We start from the raw sequence: 14,474 nt of genomic DNA, 5'->3' as shown, positions 1-14,474 counted from the left end.
CATGAACTCGGCATGGCCCCGGTTCAGTCCCGGGCCATGCGCAAAAGGCGAAGGTCAGCGGTTGGTGACGGTCGCGTTGAACCTCGCGATGATCTCTTCGCGACGTGCGGCAACGGCGTCTTCGTCCACCTCGATCACCGTCAGGTCGTTGATCCCGGGGCGCAGCCCCTCGACATCCGCACGGGCGGGCATCATCCAGGTCGCGGCGACCAGTTCCTGACCCGCCTCGGACAGAACGAAATCGACAAAGGCTTGTGCCGCCTCGGGATTGGCTGTGGATTGAAGGATCATCATCGGCCGCGGTGCGATCACGGTGCCGCTTTCCGGGACGATGACCTCGATCGTCTCGCCGCTGGCCGCCTGCCCGTAGCTGATGTAATCCACCGCCCCGAAGACGACCGCCTTCGCCCCTTGCAGGACCGGGTTCAGGGCGGCGGCATTCGGGCCGGGCACGATCATGTCATTCGCCGAGAGCCGGGCCAGCAGATCCCAGACCTCCTCGCCCATCGCGACCTCCAGCCCGGCGACCAGATCGAAGGCAGAGCCGGACTGCGCCGGGTCCGGCATGGTGACGAGATCGCGATAGGCCTCGTCGGTCAGGTCGGTCCATTCCGACGGGCGCGGCACGCCGCTTTGGGTATTCCAGACCATCGCCAGCGCCGAGACGCCTTGGGCCACATAGTGGCTATGCTTCAGAAAATCCGGCACTTCCGCCGCGTTGGGGGAAAGATATTCCATCAGCAGACCACGCTCATGCATCTCGACGGCCGAACCCCAGCTGGCGGATACGACGACATCGGCCTGCGGGTTGGCTTCTTCGGCCTCGAGCCGCGCCATCACCTGCCCCGTGGTTCCCTGAAACACATTGACCGCGATGCCGGTTTCGGCCTCGAACGCCTCGGCCAGCGCATCGGCCAGATCGCCGGGACCTGCGGTATAGAAGGTCAACGTGTCGGCATGGGCGAGGCTGCCGATCAGGCCGAAGGTTGCAGCAAATGCGGTTGTGCGGAGCATGGTATATTCCTTTCTGGTCAATTCGGAAAAACGCGCACGCGGTCGGGTTCGATCGACAGCGGGATCAGGCTGTTCGGTGCGACTGCACGGTCCGCAGGGCAGACAAGGCTGACACTGTCGCCCCCCAGCCCCAGATGCAGCAGATACCGGTCCCCCTGGAACTGGCACCGCAACACACGCGCCATCAATGGGCCCTCTGGCGCGGTGCGAACCGCCGTGCGTGGGATAAGGACATGCGCAGGGCCTTCGGGCGCGGATCCGGCCAGCCCTGGCAGTTTCAGCCGACCGCTGTCGCAGCTAAAGCCGCCCGTGCTGCAGATGCGGCCCTGAAGCAGCGCACCGATATTCAGGAACTGCGCCACCTGGACCGATGCGGGCGCCGCGAAAAGCCGCTCCGGCGTGTCGATCTGGGCAATCTCGCCCCCCAGCATCACGGCCACCCGGTCCGCGATGGTGAAGGCTTCGGATTGGTCATGCGTGACATAGATCGCCGACAGGCCCAGTTCGCGCAGCAAGACGCCGATTTCGAGCGCCAGCCCCTCGCGCAGTTCGCGATCGAGGTTCGAGAGCGGTTCGTCAAACAATACAAGCGGCGGTTCGGCCACGATCGCGCGCGCCAGCGCCACGCGCTGTTGCTGCCCCCCGGACAGCGTACCGGGAAACCGACCGGCAAGATGCCGCAGCCCGACCCTGTCCAGGGCGCGAAGTGCGCGGGTCTCCCGCTCGCTCCGGCCCAGTTTGCGCATGCGCAGGGGGAACGCCACGTTGTCCAGCACGTTCAGGTGGGGCCAGATGGCGTAGTCCTGAAACACCATTCCGATGCCGCGCGCCTCGGGCGTGGCATTGAACCCGCTGCCATCCACCACAAGCCTGTCCGCAATCTGCATCCGACCGTCTGTCGCCGTCAGCAAGCCCGCCGCAATGCGCAGCAACGTGGTCTTGCCGCAGCCAGATGGGCCGAGCAGCGCCACGACCTCGCCCGGGGCGAGGTCGAGGCTTATGTTGCGCAGCACCTGCGTGCCACCGAACGACTTGGCAATCCGGGTTGCAGCCAAAGCAAGGGGGACAGTGCTGATTTTCTCCTGTAACATGACGGGCGGGTAGCAGACGTGTATGACGGTTTTATGTCTGCCGCCGCGCAATCCGCCGCAATCCCGGAAACGGTATGCTGGTCCGTCGCCGTGCCCATTCACGCTGCGGTTGCCCCGCCGCAGGTATGCTCGCCCAGAAGCTTCTCGATGTGGACCACAACCTGACAATGGGGGCCGAGCGACGACAGACGCCAGAACGGCGCCTCCCCCGTGCAACCGGTAATGGCGGGACCGCACCGACCACGAAACGTCTCGATGATCTGCGTAGGTCCGGCACAGCAGGCGCAGCATTCATCCAGCCTCGCCACCATGGGCCACCGGTCTGCCTTCCCCGCGGCGCAACGCGTGGGCAGCACAGGGACAAAACCTGCCAGCAGACCGATTGCCGCCCTTCGACCGGCGGTTGCAAGTGGTGATCCCGACCTTTCAATTGTGCGGCGCTTGATGGGCAGGGAGGCGCGAACCGGCAGCCGACACCCCCTGACCCGCGCGCAGAAGCAACCGTCCGCGCAGACAACCGTGTTGACGAGGGCCTATCGCCCCTCTCGCTGGCTCTATCCTCATTTTCCTGAGTTCGGCAAGAACACCCGCCCTCCCGTGTCTCTGTCGAAAACCTCGGGCGCGTATGTGGCGGCGGACCAGTGATCGTCATCAGTCGTGCAATCCGGATCATGGCTCGCAGGTTTGCGGGCCGGCGAGCCGGAGCCCGGATCATCAGGTTCCGCAGTGACGTGTCAGTCCGGAAGGAACTTGCAAACCCGCCTGCGTCCTTTCCATCCGCTGCCGACAGTAAATGGCCGGACTGCTCAGAATGCAAAGGTGATCGAAACCGAGCCGACACGCTGGCCGCCACGCTGGTTGATCCCCTCCGGCCCCAGATAGGCCATCCCCACAAAGAGCTTTGATCCCTCGTTATGGACGTGAACCCCAAGCCGCCTCCGCAGCCTGTCGCGCCGGACCTGATGCTCCAGCAGATCGCTTTCGGCCACATGTGCCCAATCGATCCCGGCGACATAGGTGATCCGCTGCTGGTTCTGTCCAAAGGGCATGAGATGTCCGGTCGTCATGTCGCGGGTTACGAAGCGGGACACATCCCACCCGCCGCTGATCAGGTCCACCCCGCCCCGCAGATAGGTTTCCATGCCCAGATGCGCCTCGATGAACGGACGCGCCACAAGAGGCCCGAGCTGGACGGTCCAGGCCGCCTCGTGGTTCGTGGCAAGATAAGTGGCATCGTCGATCTGCAGCTCCGCGGCGCGTTCCGAATAGGCCATGCCAAACGCATTGTGAATCGCTTCGTGCACCCGGTAGAGGTTGGTCTGCGGCCCCACGACGTAAATTTCGAGACCGCTCGTAAGGTAGATCCGGCGGCCCACTGTCCCATGCGCCCGGACACCGACGTTCAGAATGCCGGCATAGCGCCGGTCTGCCTCATGCGGGCGGCTCAGCTTTTCGGGGGCAATGACCTCCGCGCCCAGGCGAAACTCGATCATGCGGATATAGCCCACGCCAGGGCCGGAAGCAGGCGGTGTGAAGCCGAAGCTCAGTCTGTAGCTGCCCGTCCGCCAGCGGTCCTTGCCGTCGCCGATGAAATCGTTGGACGCAATCCGCGCAGACCCGATATATTCCAGGCGATCCGGCGACCGCAACTCGGCCCCTGCCCGCGGCGTGGCCAAGACCATGAACGCAGCGGCGAGACCCCAGGCCAACGCCCCTCTCCCACCAATCCTACGCAGCGCTTTTGGCGCAACGGCGAAAGAACGGCATGTTCCGTGCATCCTCGACCCCTGTGTCTGCTACCACACAGGCTCGGTCACGAAACTTTCGGGGGCCTTAAGGGTCCGGCTCTGGAGAGGGCCAATTTCAAACCATGCTTAACAGGGGGATAGGTGGCGAGCCTCGGGACCGGGAGTCGCGCTCGCATGCAGTTCCCCCTTCTCATATGCGCCACGCCGACCACGGACCAGCGCATCGGCCGCGACGAGGCCGGGGTCGCCATTGCCCGCATCCCCGCGGAGCCGGAGGCCGGGCAATCGGGGGGAAAAGGGCGTCGAGCAGGTCCGCATAGAGCCGGTCCGTCCCGGTCAGGAAGCGGGCGGTACCCGATTACGTCGCGATGCGTCCTCGGGCGCGGTGTTCGATCAAGGGATGGCCGTCATTGTCCGCGTAGAACTTCAGTGCGCGGACGATCAAGACGTGGTCCGGCGATTCCTCGCCGGTCATGGCCCGCCAGTGCGCCGGCAACGTAGCGGGATCCAGCGGCACCGCGTCATTGTGCCCCACAAGCGCGAGCGTTCGGAACGAAATTCGCCTGGTGATAGATCGGACCAGACACGGGCGCCCTCCTTCTGGGGGGATTTTCACACGCGGGTCAGAGAAGAGCCCGTCCACATACCGGCCAAACCCGTCGCGGGCGAAATCGATCACATCGGGGTGCTCTCGGATCTCGGTTCGAAGCCATACAGCGTCGCGGAAGGACGGGCCGCCTGAACACGAACGGGCTGAACCCCATCGCCGCGGAACCGGGCGGCCAGTTCCCATGCCGTCGGCACAGGATCGCGCAAGCCGGCATGGTCCTGTCGAAGTTCGTCTGCCAGCACGTCTGCAATCGCAGTGCTGTTCACCGAACCCTGCGCAGAAAGTTTTGGGTGCGCGTGTCCTGCGGTGCGTCGAAAAGCTGCGACGGAGGGCCCTGTTCCACGATGCGGCCGCCTTCCATGAAGATCACCCGGTCGGCGATCTCGCGGGCGAACTGCATTTCATGCGTCACGATCAGCATGGTCTGACGTCGCTCGGCCACCCGGCGCATGAGGTCAAGCACCTCGCCCACCCATTCCGGGTCCAGGGCAGATGTCGGCTCGTCAAGCAGCATGAGCGCCGCATCCAGCGCCATTGCGCGCCCGATACCGACACGTTGCGCTTGTCCGCCCGATAGCGCCGCAGGGTAAGATCCCGACTTGTCGGCCAGCCCCGTCTCGCGCAAAATGACATCGGCCCTCGCCTCGGCCTCCGCGCGCGATTTGCGCTGCACGGTGATCAGGGCCTCGGTAATGTTTTCGCGGGCGGTCTTGTTGGCGAACAGTGCATAGTTCTGGAACACGAACGCAGTGCGGCGGCGCAATGCCAGGATCTGGCCGGGCCGGGCCGTAGCCGCATCGACGGTCAGATCACCAATCCGGATCACGCCGCTGTCGGGGCGGTCGAGATAGTTCAGGCAGCGCAGCAGAGTCGATTTTCCGGTTCCGGAAGGGCCGATGATCGCCACACGTTCCCCGTCGGCAATGTCCAGGTCGACACCGTCCAGAACGGTGGTCGAGCCAAAGCGCTTGGTCAGTCCGCGAACGGTGATCATCGGGCAAGCGCCTTGTTCAGGCGGTGTTCAAGCCGCTTTTGCAGGTGGGACAGCAACTCGACGATGGCCCAGTAAAGCACCGCCACGACCAGAAATGCCTCGAAATACAGAAAGCTGCCCGCGGCTTCTTTCTGCGTCGCCCCCATCATCTCGGTCACGCCGAGCGTGAAGGCCAGGGATGTGCTTTTGATCATGTCGATGAAGTAGTTGACCAGAGTCGGGGCCGCCACCCGCGCCGCCTGCGGCAGCACGATCCGGCGCATCGACTGCGCCTGGGTCATGCCCACCGACTGCGCCGCCTCCCACTGGCTGCGGTCAACGCCCAGGATCGCGGCCCGGATGCTTTCGGCCATATAGGCCGAAAAGTGCAGCGTGAGACCGATGATCGCCGCCGTCACCCCATTGATCCCCGACAGAACCGGCAGGATCTGCGGCAGGCCGTAGTAGAACAGGAACAGTTGCACCAGCAGCGGCGTGCCGCGAAAGAAGCTGATGAACAACTGTACGAATTGGTCGAGCACCGGCACACGCACCACCCGTTCGACCGCCAGCAGGCAGGCCAGCAGCAATGCGCAGACCATTGCGACCAGCGCCATGCCGATCGTCAGTGGCACATAGCCCAGGATGACGGGCACCAGCCCCAGCATGTAGTCGAGGTCAAGCGCCCGCATCTTGTCAGCGGGTCGGCACGGTGACGTCGAGACCCAGCCATTTCTCGGAGATCGCCGTCAACGTGCCGTCTGCCTTCAGTTCGGTCAGCGCGGCGTCAAGCCGGTCGCGCAGGGCCTGCCCTTCGGCATCATTACGAAACGGCAGGGCGTTCTGGATCTCGCTGAACGGCGGACCGGCCAGTTCCAGCGGTAGCGGGCTTGCATTGATGACCTGCATCGATGACACCCGGTCCATCACAAAGGCATCGACGCGACCCAGCGCCGTGTCCTGTTCGATGTTGCTTTCATAGGTGCGGATGTCGATTTCATCCGCATAGGGCAGTTCACGCAGAAGCTGTTCAAAGTTCGATCCAAGGTTCACCGCAACCGTCCGGCCCCTCAGGCTTTCGACACCGGTGATTTCCGTCTCACGGCCCCTGGTCACCACGACCTGCGCCCCGTCGTAAACATAGGGCTGGCTGAAGGCGAACCTCGCCGCTCGGTCCGGCGTAATGGTGATCTGGTTGGCAATCGTGTCGATGCGGCCGGATTCCAGCGCGCCGATCAGGCCCGAGAACGACATGGTCGTGAATTCCACCGTGTCGCCGGTCCGTTCGGCAAGTGCGGTCATCAAATCGACTTCGAAGCCCTGCAACGTGTCCTGCCGCACAAAGGTGAAGGGAAAGTAGCCACCGGACATGCCAACACGGATGGTTTCTGCGGTGGCGGGAAGGGCGGCGGTCGCGGCCATCAACGCCGTAACGGAAAGAAATCTGAACATCTGAAACTCCCGTGTTCACTAACCCCGAGATACGCGCAGGACCAATAGGGATCAAGCCGACTGACAAGACAAGGACGCAAGACCACGTCTGGGTGCCGGGGGAACAAAGCGGTTCCATCGGGCCGGCGGAAGCCGGGTCTCCGTCCTGCTGTACATGAACGCTGCAGAACGAAAGTCCGTCAACCTGATTTGCGCCACACATGTAGACGATCTTGCCACGCGCGACGCCGTGACCGGTTTGCGCGGAAAAGGCAGCCGCCGGGCGACCCACAAAGCGCATTGTCGGTCGGAAGTCAGCTTAGATTTCGTACAACCTGATCCAGGGCCCTCAGGAACACGGCGCGCTCTTCCTCGTTCAGCCCGGCGGTCATCGCGGCCTCATGTGCCTCGGCCAGCGGGATCAACGCGTCAAGGGTGCGCTTGCCCTCGCCCGTCAGCCAGACCTGTTTCATCCGGCGGTCCCCGGAAACGGCTCGGCGCTCGACCAGACCGTCGGCTTCAAGCCTGTCGAGGATCGTCACGAGCGACGAGCGTTGCAGCGCGACAGCCTCGGCAAGGCGGCTCTGGGCCTGACCGGGATTGTCCCGGATGAGCCAGAGCAGCCCCAGATAGCGGGGTGCGACCCCAAAGCCGGTGACCACCCCTTCGAAGGCGCGATAGGCGACGATCTGGGCAAGGCGCAGCTTGTAGCTCACCTGCCCGTCGATGGCGGCACTGCCGAGCCGGAGCGGCTCGACGTCTGGTTCCGGTATATGCGCCACGCGGCCTCCTCAAGATCGTTGACAAATCAGTTCCGCCCCGTATTGTTCGACAGTGAACAGTACGGGAGGAACCTGTTCGGTGTCAGAGAATGTCACAGCTACCCGGTCGGCGGCAAGTTCCGAGGTGACGGGGACGGCGGGCGGGCCGGGATTGGCCGAGATCACGGTAGGCGAGGCGCTGCGCCTGCAGGCGGAGGCGAGAGGAGATGCGCCCGCCCTCATCTACGGCGAGGCAATGCTGGATTACGCGACGCTCGACCGGCAGGTTGATCTGCTGGCGCGGGCGCTGATCGGCCTTGGGACGCAGCCGGGGGATCATGTGGCGGTCATGGCGCCGAACTCGGTGGAATGGGTTCTGCTGGAATACGCGCTCGCGCGGATCGGTGCGGTCATGGTCACGGTCAACCCCGCCTTCCGGAGCCAGGAACTCGCCTATCTGCTGCGGCAGGGGCGGGTCTCGACCCTGTTGACCGTCCGCGCCCACCGGCGGGCCGAGATCGCGGCGGACCTTGCCGCGCTTCTGCCCGATCTGGCCGGCGCGGACCCGGTTCGGGGTCGTCGGGGCGAGGCGTTCCCGGACCTGCGGCATGTCGTGATGCTCGACGATGCGGACCTGCCCGGCGCCTTGACCTTCACGGCGCTGCTGTCCCTTGCGGAGGCGGTGCCGCGCGCGCAGCTGGCCGCGCGCGCAGCTGCCGTAAAGCCGGGCGACGTGATGCAGGTCCAGTATACCAGCGGCACCACGGGGGCGCCGAAGGGCGCCATGCTGACCCATCGCGGCTGCTACAACAATGCGCGGCTGATGGCGGCGCGCGGGGGCTTCGGGCCGGACGACCGGCTGCTCTCGGCCATGCCGCTCTTTCACACCGCGGGCTGTGTCTGCAACGTGCTGGGGATGCTCGCGGTCGGCGGCTGCCTGATCCTGCTGCCGGAGTTTGAGCCCGGCGCCATGATGTCTGCGGCCGAGGCGCATGGTGCCACGATCATCAACGCGGTGCCCACCATGTATCGCCGGATGCTGGACCACCCGGATGCCGGGACGCGTGGCATGTCGGCGCTGCGGATCGCGTTCACCGGCGGCACCTCGATCCCGCCGGCGCTGATGCTGGAACTGCGCCAGCGGTTCGGGGCCGAGCCGATGATCATCATGGGCATGACGGAATGCAGCCCGATCATCACGCAGACCGACCCCTCGGACGATCTGGAAACCCGCTGCGCCACGGCCGGCACGCCGCTGCCGCATGTGGAGGTGAGGATCGCCGATCCGGAAACCGGCACGCCGATGGATCACGGCCAGCCCGGCGAACTGCTGATCCGCGGCTTTGGCGTCATGCGCGGCTATTTCGACATGCCGGACCGCACCGCCGAGACCATTGATGCCGCGGGTTGGCTGCATTCGGGCGATCTGGCGGTGCTGGCCCCGTCGGGGCATCTGCGCATCGTGGGCCGGCTGAAGGACATGCTGATCCGGGGCGGCGAGAACGTCTATCCGGTGGAGATCGAGGAAGCGCTGATGACCCATCCCGACATCGCCGAAGCGCAGGTCGTCGGCGTCCCCGACCCCGATCTGGGCGAAGAGATCTTTGCCTTCCTCATCCCCACGCCCGGCGCCCGGCTGGACCCTGCGGCGGTGCAGGACTGGTGCAAGGCCAGCTTTGCCCGCCACAAGACGCCGCGCTATATCCGCGTGCTCGACAGCCTGCCGCTGACGGCCAATGGCAAGGTCCAGAAGTTCGAGCTGCGCCGCATGGCCGCCGAAGCCGTGGCGGCCGGGGAATGAGCGCGCTTCTCTTTGAACAGCAGGACGGTATCGCGATCCTGACGCTGAACCGCCCCGAGGCGCGCAACGCGATCAGCCCCGAAATGGCCTGTCGCCTTGCGGATGCCTTTCAGCGGATCGAGACAGACCCCGCCATCCGTTGCGCCGTCCTGACTGGCGCCGGCGACCGCGCCTTTTGCGCCGGGGGCGATCTGGCGCTGATGCTGCCGCTGCTCACGGGTGCCAGGGCCCCGCAGGACGACTGGGACCGCCGCGTGCTGGAGGATCCGGCGGTGATGGACCGCTCGGCCTTGCGGCGTTTCCAGCTGACGACGCCACTGATCGCGGCGATCAACGGTCACTGCCTTGCAGGCGGGATGGAAACGATGCTGGCGACCGATATCCGCATTGCCGCCGAACACGCGACCTTCGGGCTGCCGGAGGCAAAGCGCGGGCTGATCCCCTTTGCCGGGGCGCTGGTCCGGCTGCCGCGACAGATGTCGCATTGCCGCGCGATGGAGCTCTTGTTGACCGGGGACGCGATTTCGGCGGCCGAGGCACAGGCTGCCGGACTGGTCAATCACGTCCTGCCCGGCCCCGAGGTCATGCCGCGCGCGCTGGAGATCGCGCGCCGCATCGCCGCCAACGGGCCCCTTGCGACGGCGCAGATCAAGCGCACTGTCCTTGAAGCGAGCGGCCGCACCCTGGCCGAGGGCTATGGGCTTGAGGACCGCGCCCGCGACATCGTCATGGCGAGCGAGGACGCCCGCGAGGGCCCGCGCGCCTTCATGGAAAAGCGCCCCGCGCGCTTTCGGGGGCGCTGAGATGCTGGCGGGCAAAAGCGCCATCGTGACCGGGGCGGGGCGCGGGATCGGCCGCGCCACGGCCATCGCGCTCGCCCGGGCGGGGGCGGCGGTCGTCGTCAACGATCTCGATGCCGGACCGGCCGAGGAAGTCGTCGCGCATATCCGGGCGGATGGCGGGCAGGCTGCTGTCGCCATCGCACCCATCGGCGGGGCCGAGGCAGCAGCGGCCTGCGTCGATGCCGCGCTTGGCGCCTTTGGGCGGCTGGACATCCTGTGTTGCAATGCGGGACTTTTGCGTGACCGGGTGCTGTGGAAGACCGGGGACGAGGATTTCGACGCCGTGATCCGCACCCATCTGCGCGGCACCTTTGCCTGCGCCCGCTCCGCTGCGCTGCATTGGCGGGCGGCAGGACAAGGGGGGCGGCTGATCCTGACCGGATCGGTCGCGGGGCAGCGCGGCAATTTCGGCCAGACCGCCTATGCAGCCGCCAAGGCCGGCATCGCCGCAATGGCGCGCACCTGGTCGATGGAGCTTGCGCGCGACCGGGTGACGGTGAACGCGATCGTCCCGACGGCGCTGACACGGATGGTCGCGACCATCCCCGCCCTGACCGCCCATGCCGAAGCTGCCGAGCGCGGGACGCCGCCGCCACCAAAGCTGCGCCGCGCCGGGCTCGGCCTGCCGGAGGATGTGGCGCCGCTGACGGTCTTTCTCGCCTCGGACGCGGCGGCGGGGATCACCGGGCAGTGCATCGGCATCGGTGGCGACCGGCTGAGCCTCTGGTCGCATCCCGAAGAGATCGCCGTGCAGGAGGCGCCCGGCGGCTGGTCGTCCGAGGCCATCGCCACCGCCTGGACCGAGAATTTCGCCCCGAAGATGCAGGAGGTCGGGGTGAAACTGACGCTGGACTGAGGATCACGCGGCCAAGGCCGCCATGAGAGGGAGGAACATCATGAGGATCATTACCGCACTGGCCGCCACGGCCGCACTCTGTGCCGGAGCGGCCCAGGCCGACGTTACGCTGCGCCTTGCCCATTGGGTGCCCGCGCAGCATGCCGTCCAGATCACCGGCTTCGAGCCCTGGGCCGAGTCGATCCGCGAGGCGTCGGAGGGGCGCATCACGATCGAGATCTATCCGGCCCAGCAACTGGGCGCGGCGGCCGATCACTTTGACATGGCGCGCGACGGGATCGCCGACATCGCCTATGTGAACCCGGGCTATCAGCCGGGCCGTTTTCCCATCGCGGGCCTTGCCGAGGTGCCGCTGAACTTCGCCAACGCAACCGGCGGCTCGCGCGCCTTCGACGAATGGTATCGCGCGTATGTCGAGGCCGAGATGCCCGACATCCACATGTGCCTCGGCTTTGTCCATGATCCCGGCACGCTGCATTCGACGCGGCCCATCCGGGTGCCGGGCGATCTGTCGGGCCTGAACGTCCGTCCGGCGCAGGCCACGGTGGGCCGCTATGTCAGCCTGCTGGGCGGCGCGAACGTTCAGGCCTCGGCCCCGGATTCGCGCGAGATCCTGGCCCGGGGCGCGGCCGACGCGACCTTCTTTCCCTGGGATTCGATCTTCCTGTTCGGGATCGACAGCGTCACAAAGAACCACCTGGACCTGCCGCTCTATGTCACCAGCTTCGTGATGGCGATGAACCGCGCCAGCTATGACGGCCTTTCGCCCGAGGACCGGCAGGTGATGGACGATCACTGCACCACCGATTGGGCCGAACGCATGGCCGAAGGCTGGGCGGTGCAGGAGGCGTCGGGCCGGGACAAGGCGATCGAGGCCGGGCATGAGCTTTATGCCCCGACCGAACAGGAGACGGCCGAATGGCGCGCCTCGATCGCGCCGCTGATGGAGGCCTGGTCCGCGGACGTCGCCGCCACCGGCGCAGATCCCGAGGCGATCCACACGCGGCTGATCGAACTCTTGCGCGAGAACGGCGCGCTGAACGAGTAAGCCATGCTGGCCAGGATCGAGACATTGCTCTTGCGCGTGTCGCGCGGCGTGGATGTGATCGCCGGCATCTGCCTTGCGGTGGTGACGGTGGTCATGTTCACCTCCGCCGTGGGGCGCTATGCCTTCGCGGCGCCCATTCCCGATGGCTTCGACCTGGCCCGACTGCTGCTTGGCGTCGCGATCATGTGGGGCTTTGCAAGTCTTGGCCTGCGGGGCGGGCATATCGAGGTGGATCTCTTCACCACCGCGATGCGCCCGTCCTGGCAGCGATTTTTCGAGGCGCTGGCGACGCTCATCGTTCTCGGCTTCACGATCCTTCTGGCCTGGAAGCTGAACGACCGGGCGCTGAGCGCATGGCGCTCGAACGAGGCCACATACGATCTCCGCCTGCCTGTCTGGCCGCTGATCGGGCTGATCTGGCTGGGCGCCGTCGCCGCCTGCATCACCACCGCCGCGCGCCTGATCCGCCTGATCCGCGGCGGCGGCCCCATCCCCGAGGACGACCCCGCATGAGCCCCGCCGACTGGATCGCCGTCATCGGCTTTCTCGCCCTGTTCGGAATGCTGGTCATCCGGGTGCCGGTGGGCATCGCGATGGCGCTGGTGGGCGTGGGCGGTTTCGCGGCCGTGGTCGGATGGCGGCCGGCGCTGAACCAGCTGGCGATTTCGCCCGTGCGCACGATCACCGATTACAACCTGTCGCTGATCCCGCTGTTCGTCCTGATGGGCGTTCTGGCCACCAATTCCGGCATGTCGCGAGAGCTGTTCCGGGCGGGTCAGGCCTGGCTCGGCGGGCTGCGCGGAGGCCTTGCCTTTGCCACCATCTCGGCCTGCGGCGGGTTCGCGGCAATTTCGGGTTCCTCGGTGGCGACGGCAGCGACGATGACCAAGGTCGCCCTGCCCGAGATGCGCCGTGCAGGATATCCCGAGGCACTTTCCACCGGGGTCATCGCGGGGGGCGGCACGCTCGGTATCCTGATCCCGCCCTCGGTCGTGCTGGCGATCTATGCCTATCTGACGGAACAGGACGTGGGTCAGTTGTTCATGGCGGGGCTGGTGCCGGGATTGCTCGCGGTTGCGATGTACATGCTCTGCGTCCGTTTTGCCTGGCGGCGCGATCTGCCCGCCGGGACCCCGGCGCCGTGGTCCGAGCGTTTTGCCGCCCTGCAGGGGGTCTGGGCGGTGGGGCTTCTCTTTGTCGCGATCATAGGCAGCATCTATTTCGGCGTCGTCACGCCCACCGAGGCCGCGGCCGCCGGCGCCTTTCTCACGGGGGTCATCGGCGTCATCCGCGGCCGCCTGAACCTGCGGCTGATCCGGGCGAGCCTGGTCGAGGCACTGCGCACCTCGGTCGCGATCTACACGATCCTGATTGGCGCGATGCTCTTCGGTTATTTCCTTGCGGTGACGCAGACGCCGCAGAAGGTGACGGCCTTCCTGACCGGGTTGGGCCTCGGACCCTATCCGACGCTGCTGCTGATCCTCGCGATCTTCGTGATCCTTGGCTGCATCCTCGATGCGATGGCGATGATCATCCTGCTGGTGCCGATCGTCTATCCGGTCGTGACCGGGCTCGGCTTCGATCCGATCTGGTTCGGCGTGGTCGTGGTGATGACGGTCGAGTTGGGGATGATCTCGCCGCCCGTGGGGATGAACGTCTTCGTCATCAAGTCCATCGCGCGCGAGACGTCGCTGATGACGATCTATCGCGGCGTCCTGCCCTTCGTCGTCACCGACCTTGTGCGGCTCGGCCTCCTGATCCTGCTGCCGGCGCTGGCGCTGTGGCTGCCGGGGCAGATGCGTTAGGGGGGCCGGTCGCGCAACCGCCATCCGTTGTCCCTGAACCATCGGGGGCCAACGCGTTCGCATGATCAATCCCGATGCTGGCATCTTTGGACACGGATCCTTCGTGGTCCGTTCGGCGAAAAGTCACCTCGGCACGACGCGATGCGACCGCCAGGGCGTGTCCGCGCCGTCGACACAGCCTGCGGCCAACAGAAAAGCGTGCGCCGAAGCAGACGGGTATCGGCCCGGATCGGCGCCACCGTGCTGCCATCTTCCCGGATGAGCCGCTGGCATTCTGGCCATTGTGGAAGCCCACATCGGAGCGGGTGCAATCCCTGCCGGTGCGGGCTGACCAGAATGCCGGTCTCGACGGACAGCTTCCAGAGGCAACTCGCGGCGACCCGGCACGTTGCGGGCGGCCGGGTGATGGAGTCGGCCGCCAGCCCGCCAATGCCGGCGCGCAAGATTCCGGTGGACAGCCGCAAAAGGCCGCAGCTACTGTACATTCATAAGGT

14 protein-coding genes are annotated in these 14,474 nt (G+C 66.1%); 6 read left to right on the top strand and 8 right to left on the bottom strand.

Annotated features, from left to right (window positions below):
* Positions 1–54: 54 nt before the first annotated feature.
* From ACFSGJ_RS00510 to ACFSGJ_RS00475, 8 genes are all read right to left on the bottom strand, one after another.
* A complete protein-coding gene (locus ACFSGJ_RS00510; protein WP_390258530.1) occupies positions 55–1,014 on the bottom strand; it encodes an ABC transporter substrate-binding protein in 960 nt (319 codons plus the stop codon).
* A gap of 17 nt (positions 1,015–1,031) precedes the next feature.
* On the bottom strand, positions 1,032–2,105 hold the full coding sequence (locus tag ACFSGJ_RS00505; protein WP_390258527.1) for an ABC transporter ATP-binding protein: 1,074 nt from the start codon (positions 2,103–2,105) through the stop codon (positions 1,032–1,034).
* An 806-nt stretch (positions 2,106–2,911) separates the two neighbouring features.
* A complete protein-coding gene (locus ACFSGJ_RS00500; RefSeq protein WP_390258525.1) occupies positions 2,912–3,814 on the bottom strand; it encodes a lipid A-modifier LpxR family protein in 903 nt (300 codons plus the stop codon).
* A 397-nt stretch (positions 3,815–4,211) separates the two neighbouring features.
* The gene (locus ACFSGJ_RS00495; protein ID WP_390258523.1) at positions 4,212–4,532 is read right to left on the bottom strand and encodes a hypothetical protein; all 321 of its coding nucleotides are present in this window, start codon (positions 4,530–4,532) and stop codon (positions 4,212–4,214) included.
* A gap of 193 nt (positions 4,533–4,725) precedes the next feature.
* On the bottom strand, positions 4,726–5,457 hold the full coding sequence (locus tag ACFSGJ_RS00490; protein WP_390258521.1) for an amino acid ABC transporter ATP-binding protein: 732 nt from the start codon (positions 5,455–5,457) through the stop codon (positions 4,726–4,728).
* Positions 5,454–6,128, bottom strand: coding sequence for an amino acid ABC transporter permease (locus tag ACFSGJ_RS00485; protein WP_390258520.1), 675 nt, complete (start codon positions 6,126–6,128; stop codon positions 5,454–5,456). The genes ACFSGJ_RS00490 and ACFSGJ_RS00485 overlap by 4 nt, the downstream gene beginning before the upstream one ends.
* A gap of 4 nt (positions 6,129–6,132) precedes the next feature.
* Entirely contained in the window at positions 6,133–6,888 is a 756-nt protein-coding gene (locus ACFSGJ_RS00480; RefSeq protein WP_390258518.1) for an amino acid ABC transporter substrate-binding protein, read from the bottom strand.
* A gap of 293 nt (positions 6,889–7,181) precedes the next feature.
* Positions 7,182–7,649: a MarR family winged helix-turn-helix transcriptional regulator gene (locus ACFSGJ_RS00475; protein WP_390258516.1), complete on the bottom strand. Its 468-nt coding sequence runs from the start codon at positions 7,647–7,649 to the stop codon at positions 7,182–7,184.
* Positions 7,650–7,728: 79 nt separating this feature from the next.
* Between ACFSGJ_RS00475 and ACFSGJ_RS00470 the strand changes: the two genes are divergently transcribed.
* The 6 genes from ACFSGJ_RS00470 to ACFSGJ_RS00445 are packed head-to-tail and all read left to right on the top strand — an operon-like array spanning position 7,729 to position 13,980.
* Positions 7,729–9,429 carry an AMP-binding protein gene (locus tag ACFSGJ_RS00470; protein ID WP_390258514.1) on the top strand — a complete coding sequence of 567 codons (1,701 nt, stop codon included), beginning with the start codon at positions 7,729–7,731 and terminating at the stop codon, positions 9,427–9,429.
* Complete coding sequence (locus tag ACFSGJ_RS00465; RefSeq protein ID WP_390258512.1) at positions 9,426–10,232, top strand: enoyl-CoA hydratase-related protein; 807 nt, start codon at positions 9,426–9,428, stop codon at positions 10,230–10,232. The genes ACFSGJ_RS00470 and ACFSGJ_RS00465 overlap by 4 nt, the downstream gene beginning before the upstream one ends.
* A gap of 1 nt (position 10,233) precedes the next feature.
* Positions 10,234–11,127 carry an SDR family NAD(P)-dependent oxidoreductase gene (locus tag ACFSGJ_RS00460; RefSeq protein ID WP_390258510.1) on the top strand — a complete coding sequence of 298 codons (894 nt, stop codon included), beginning with the start codon at positions 10,234–10,236 and terminating at the stop codon, positions 11,125–11,127.
* 40 nt (positions 11,128–11,167) lie between these two features.
* A complete protein-coding gene (locus ACFSGJ_RS00455) occupies positions 11,168–12,175 on the top strand; it encodes a TRAP transporter substrate-binding protein (RefSeq protein WP_390258508.1) in 1,008 nt (335 codons plus the stop codon).
* 3 nt (positions 12,176–12,178) lie between these two features.
* A complete protein-coding gene (locus ACFSGJ_RS00450) occupies positions 12,179–12,688 on the top strand; it encodes a TRAP transporter small permease (protein WP_390258506.1) in 510 nt (169 codons plus the stop codon).
* Positions 12,685–13,980, top strand: a complete 1,296-nt coding sequence (locus ACFSGJ_RS00445) for a TRAP transporter large permease (protein ID WP_390258504.1) — start codon at positions 12,685–12,687, stop codon at positions 13,978–13,980. The genes ACFSGJ_RS00450 and ACFSGJ_RS00445 overlap by 4 nt, the downstream gene beginning before the upstream one ends.
* Positions 13,981–14,474: the final 494 nt, after the last annotated feature.

The organism is Halodurantibacterium flavum (assembly GCF_042681825.1).
GTDB lineage: Bacteria > Pseudomonadota > Alphaproteobacteria > Rhodobacterales > Rhodobacteraceae > Halodurantibacterium > Halodurantibacterium flavum.
Note: the sequence above shows the minus strand (reverse complement) of the source record. Positions and strands in the feature narration are given on the sequence as shown.

Bases quoted from the DNA above. Each gene is read 5' to 3' on its own strand.
- ACFSGJ_RS00460 (WP_390258510.1), top strand. From the start codon at position 10,234: ATGCTGGCGGGCAAAAGCGCCATCGTGACCGGGGCGGGGCGCGGGATC.
- ACFSGJ_RS00505 (WP_390258527.1), bottom strand. From the start codon at position 2,105: ATGTTACAGGAGAAAATCAGCACTGTCCCCCTTGCTTTGGCTGCAACC.
- ACFSGJ_RS00510 (WP_390258530.1), bottom strand. From the start codon at position 1,014: ATGCTCCGCACAACCGCATTTGCTGCAACCTTCGGCCTGATCGGCAGC.
- ACFSGJ_RS00465 (WP_390258512.1), top strand. From the start codon at position 9,426: ATGAGCGCGCTTCTCTTTGAACAGCAGGACGGTATCGCGATCCTGACG.
- ACFSGJ_RS00450 (WP_390258506.1), top strand. From the start codon at position 12,179: ATGCTGGCCAGGATCGAGACATTGCTCTTGCGCGTGTCGCGCGGCGTG.
- ACFSGJ_RS00490 (WP_390258521.1), bottom strand. From the start codon at position 5,457: ATGATCACCGTTCGCGGACTGACCAAGCGCTTTGGCTCGACCACCGTT.
- ACFSGJ_RS00480 (WP_390258518.1), bottom strand. From the start codon at position 6,888: ATGTTCAGATTTCTTTCCGTTACGGCGTTGATGGCCGCGACCGCCGCC.
- ACFSGJ_RS00455 (WP_390258508.1), top strand. From the start codon at position 11,168: ATGAGGATCATTACCGCACTGGCCGCCACGGCCGCACTCTGTGCCGGA.
- ACFSGJ_RS00445 (WP_390258504.1), top strand. From the start codon at position 12,685: ATGAGCCCCGCCGACTGGATCGCCGTCATCGGCTTTCTCGCCCTGTTC.
- ACFSGJ_RS00485 (WP_390258520.1), bottom strand. From the start codon at position 6,128: ATGCGGGCGCTTGACCTCGACTACATGCTGGGGCTGGTGCCCGTCATC.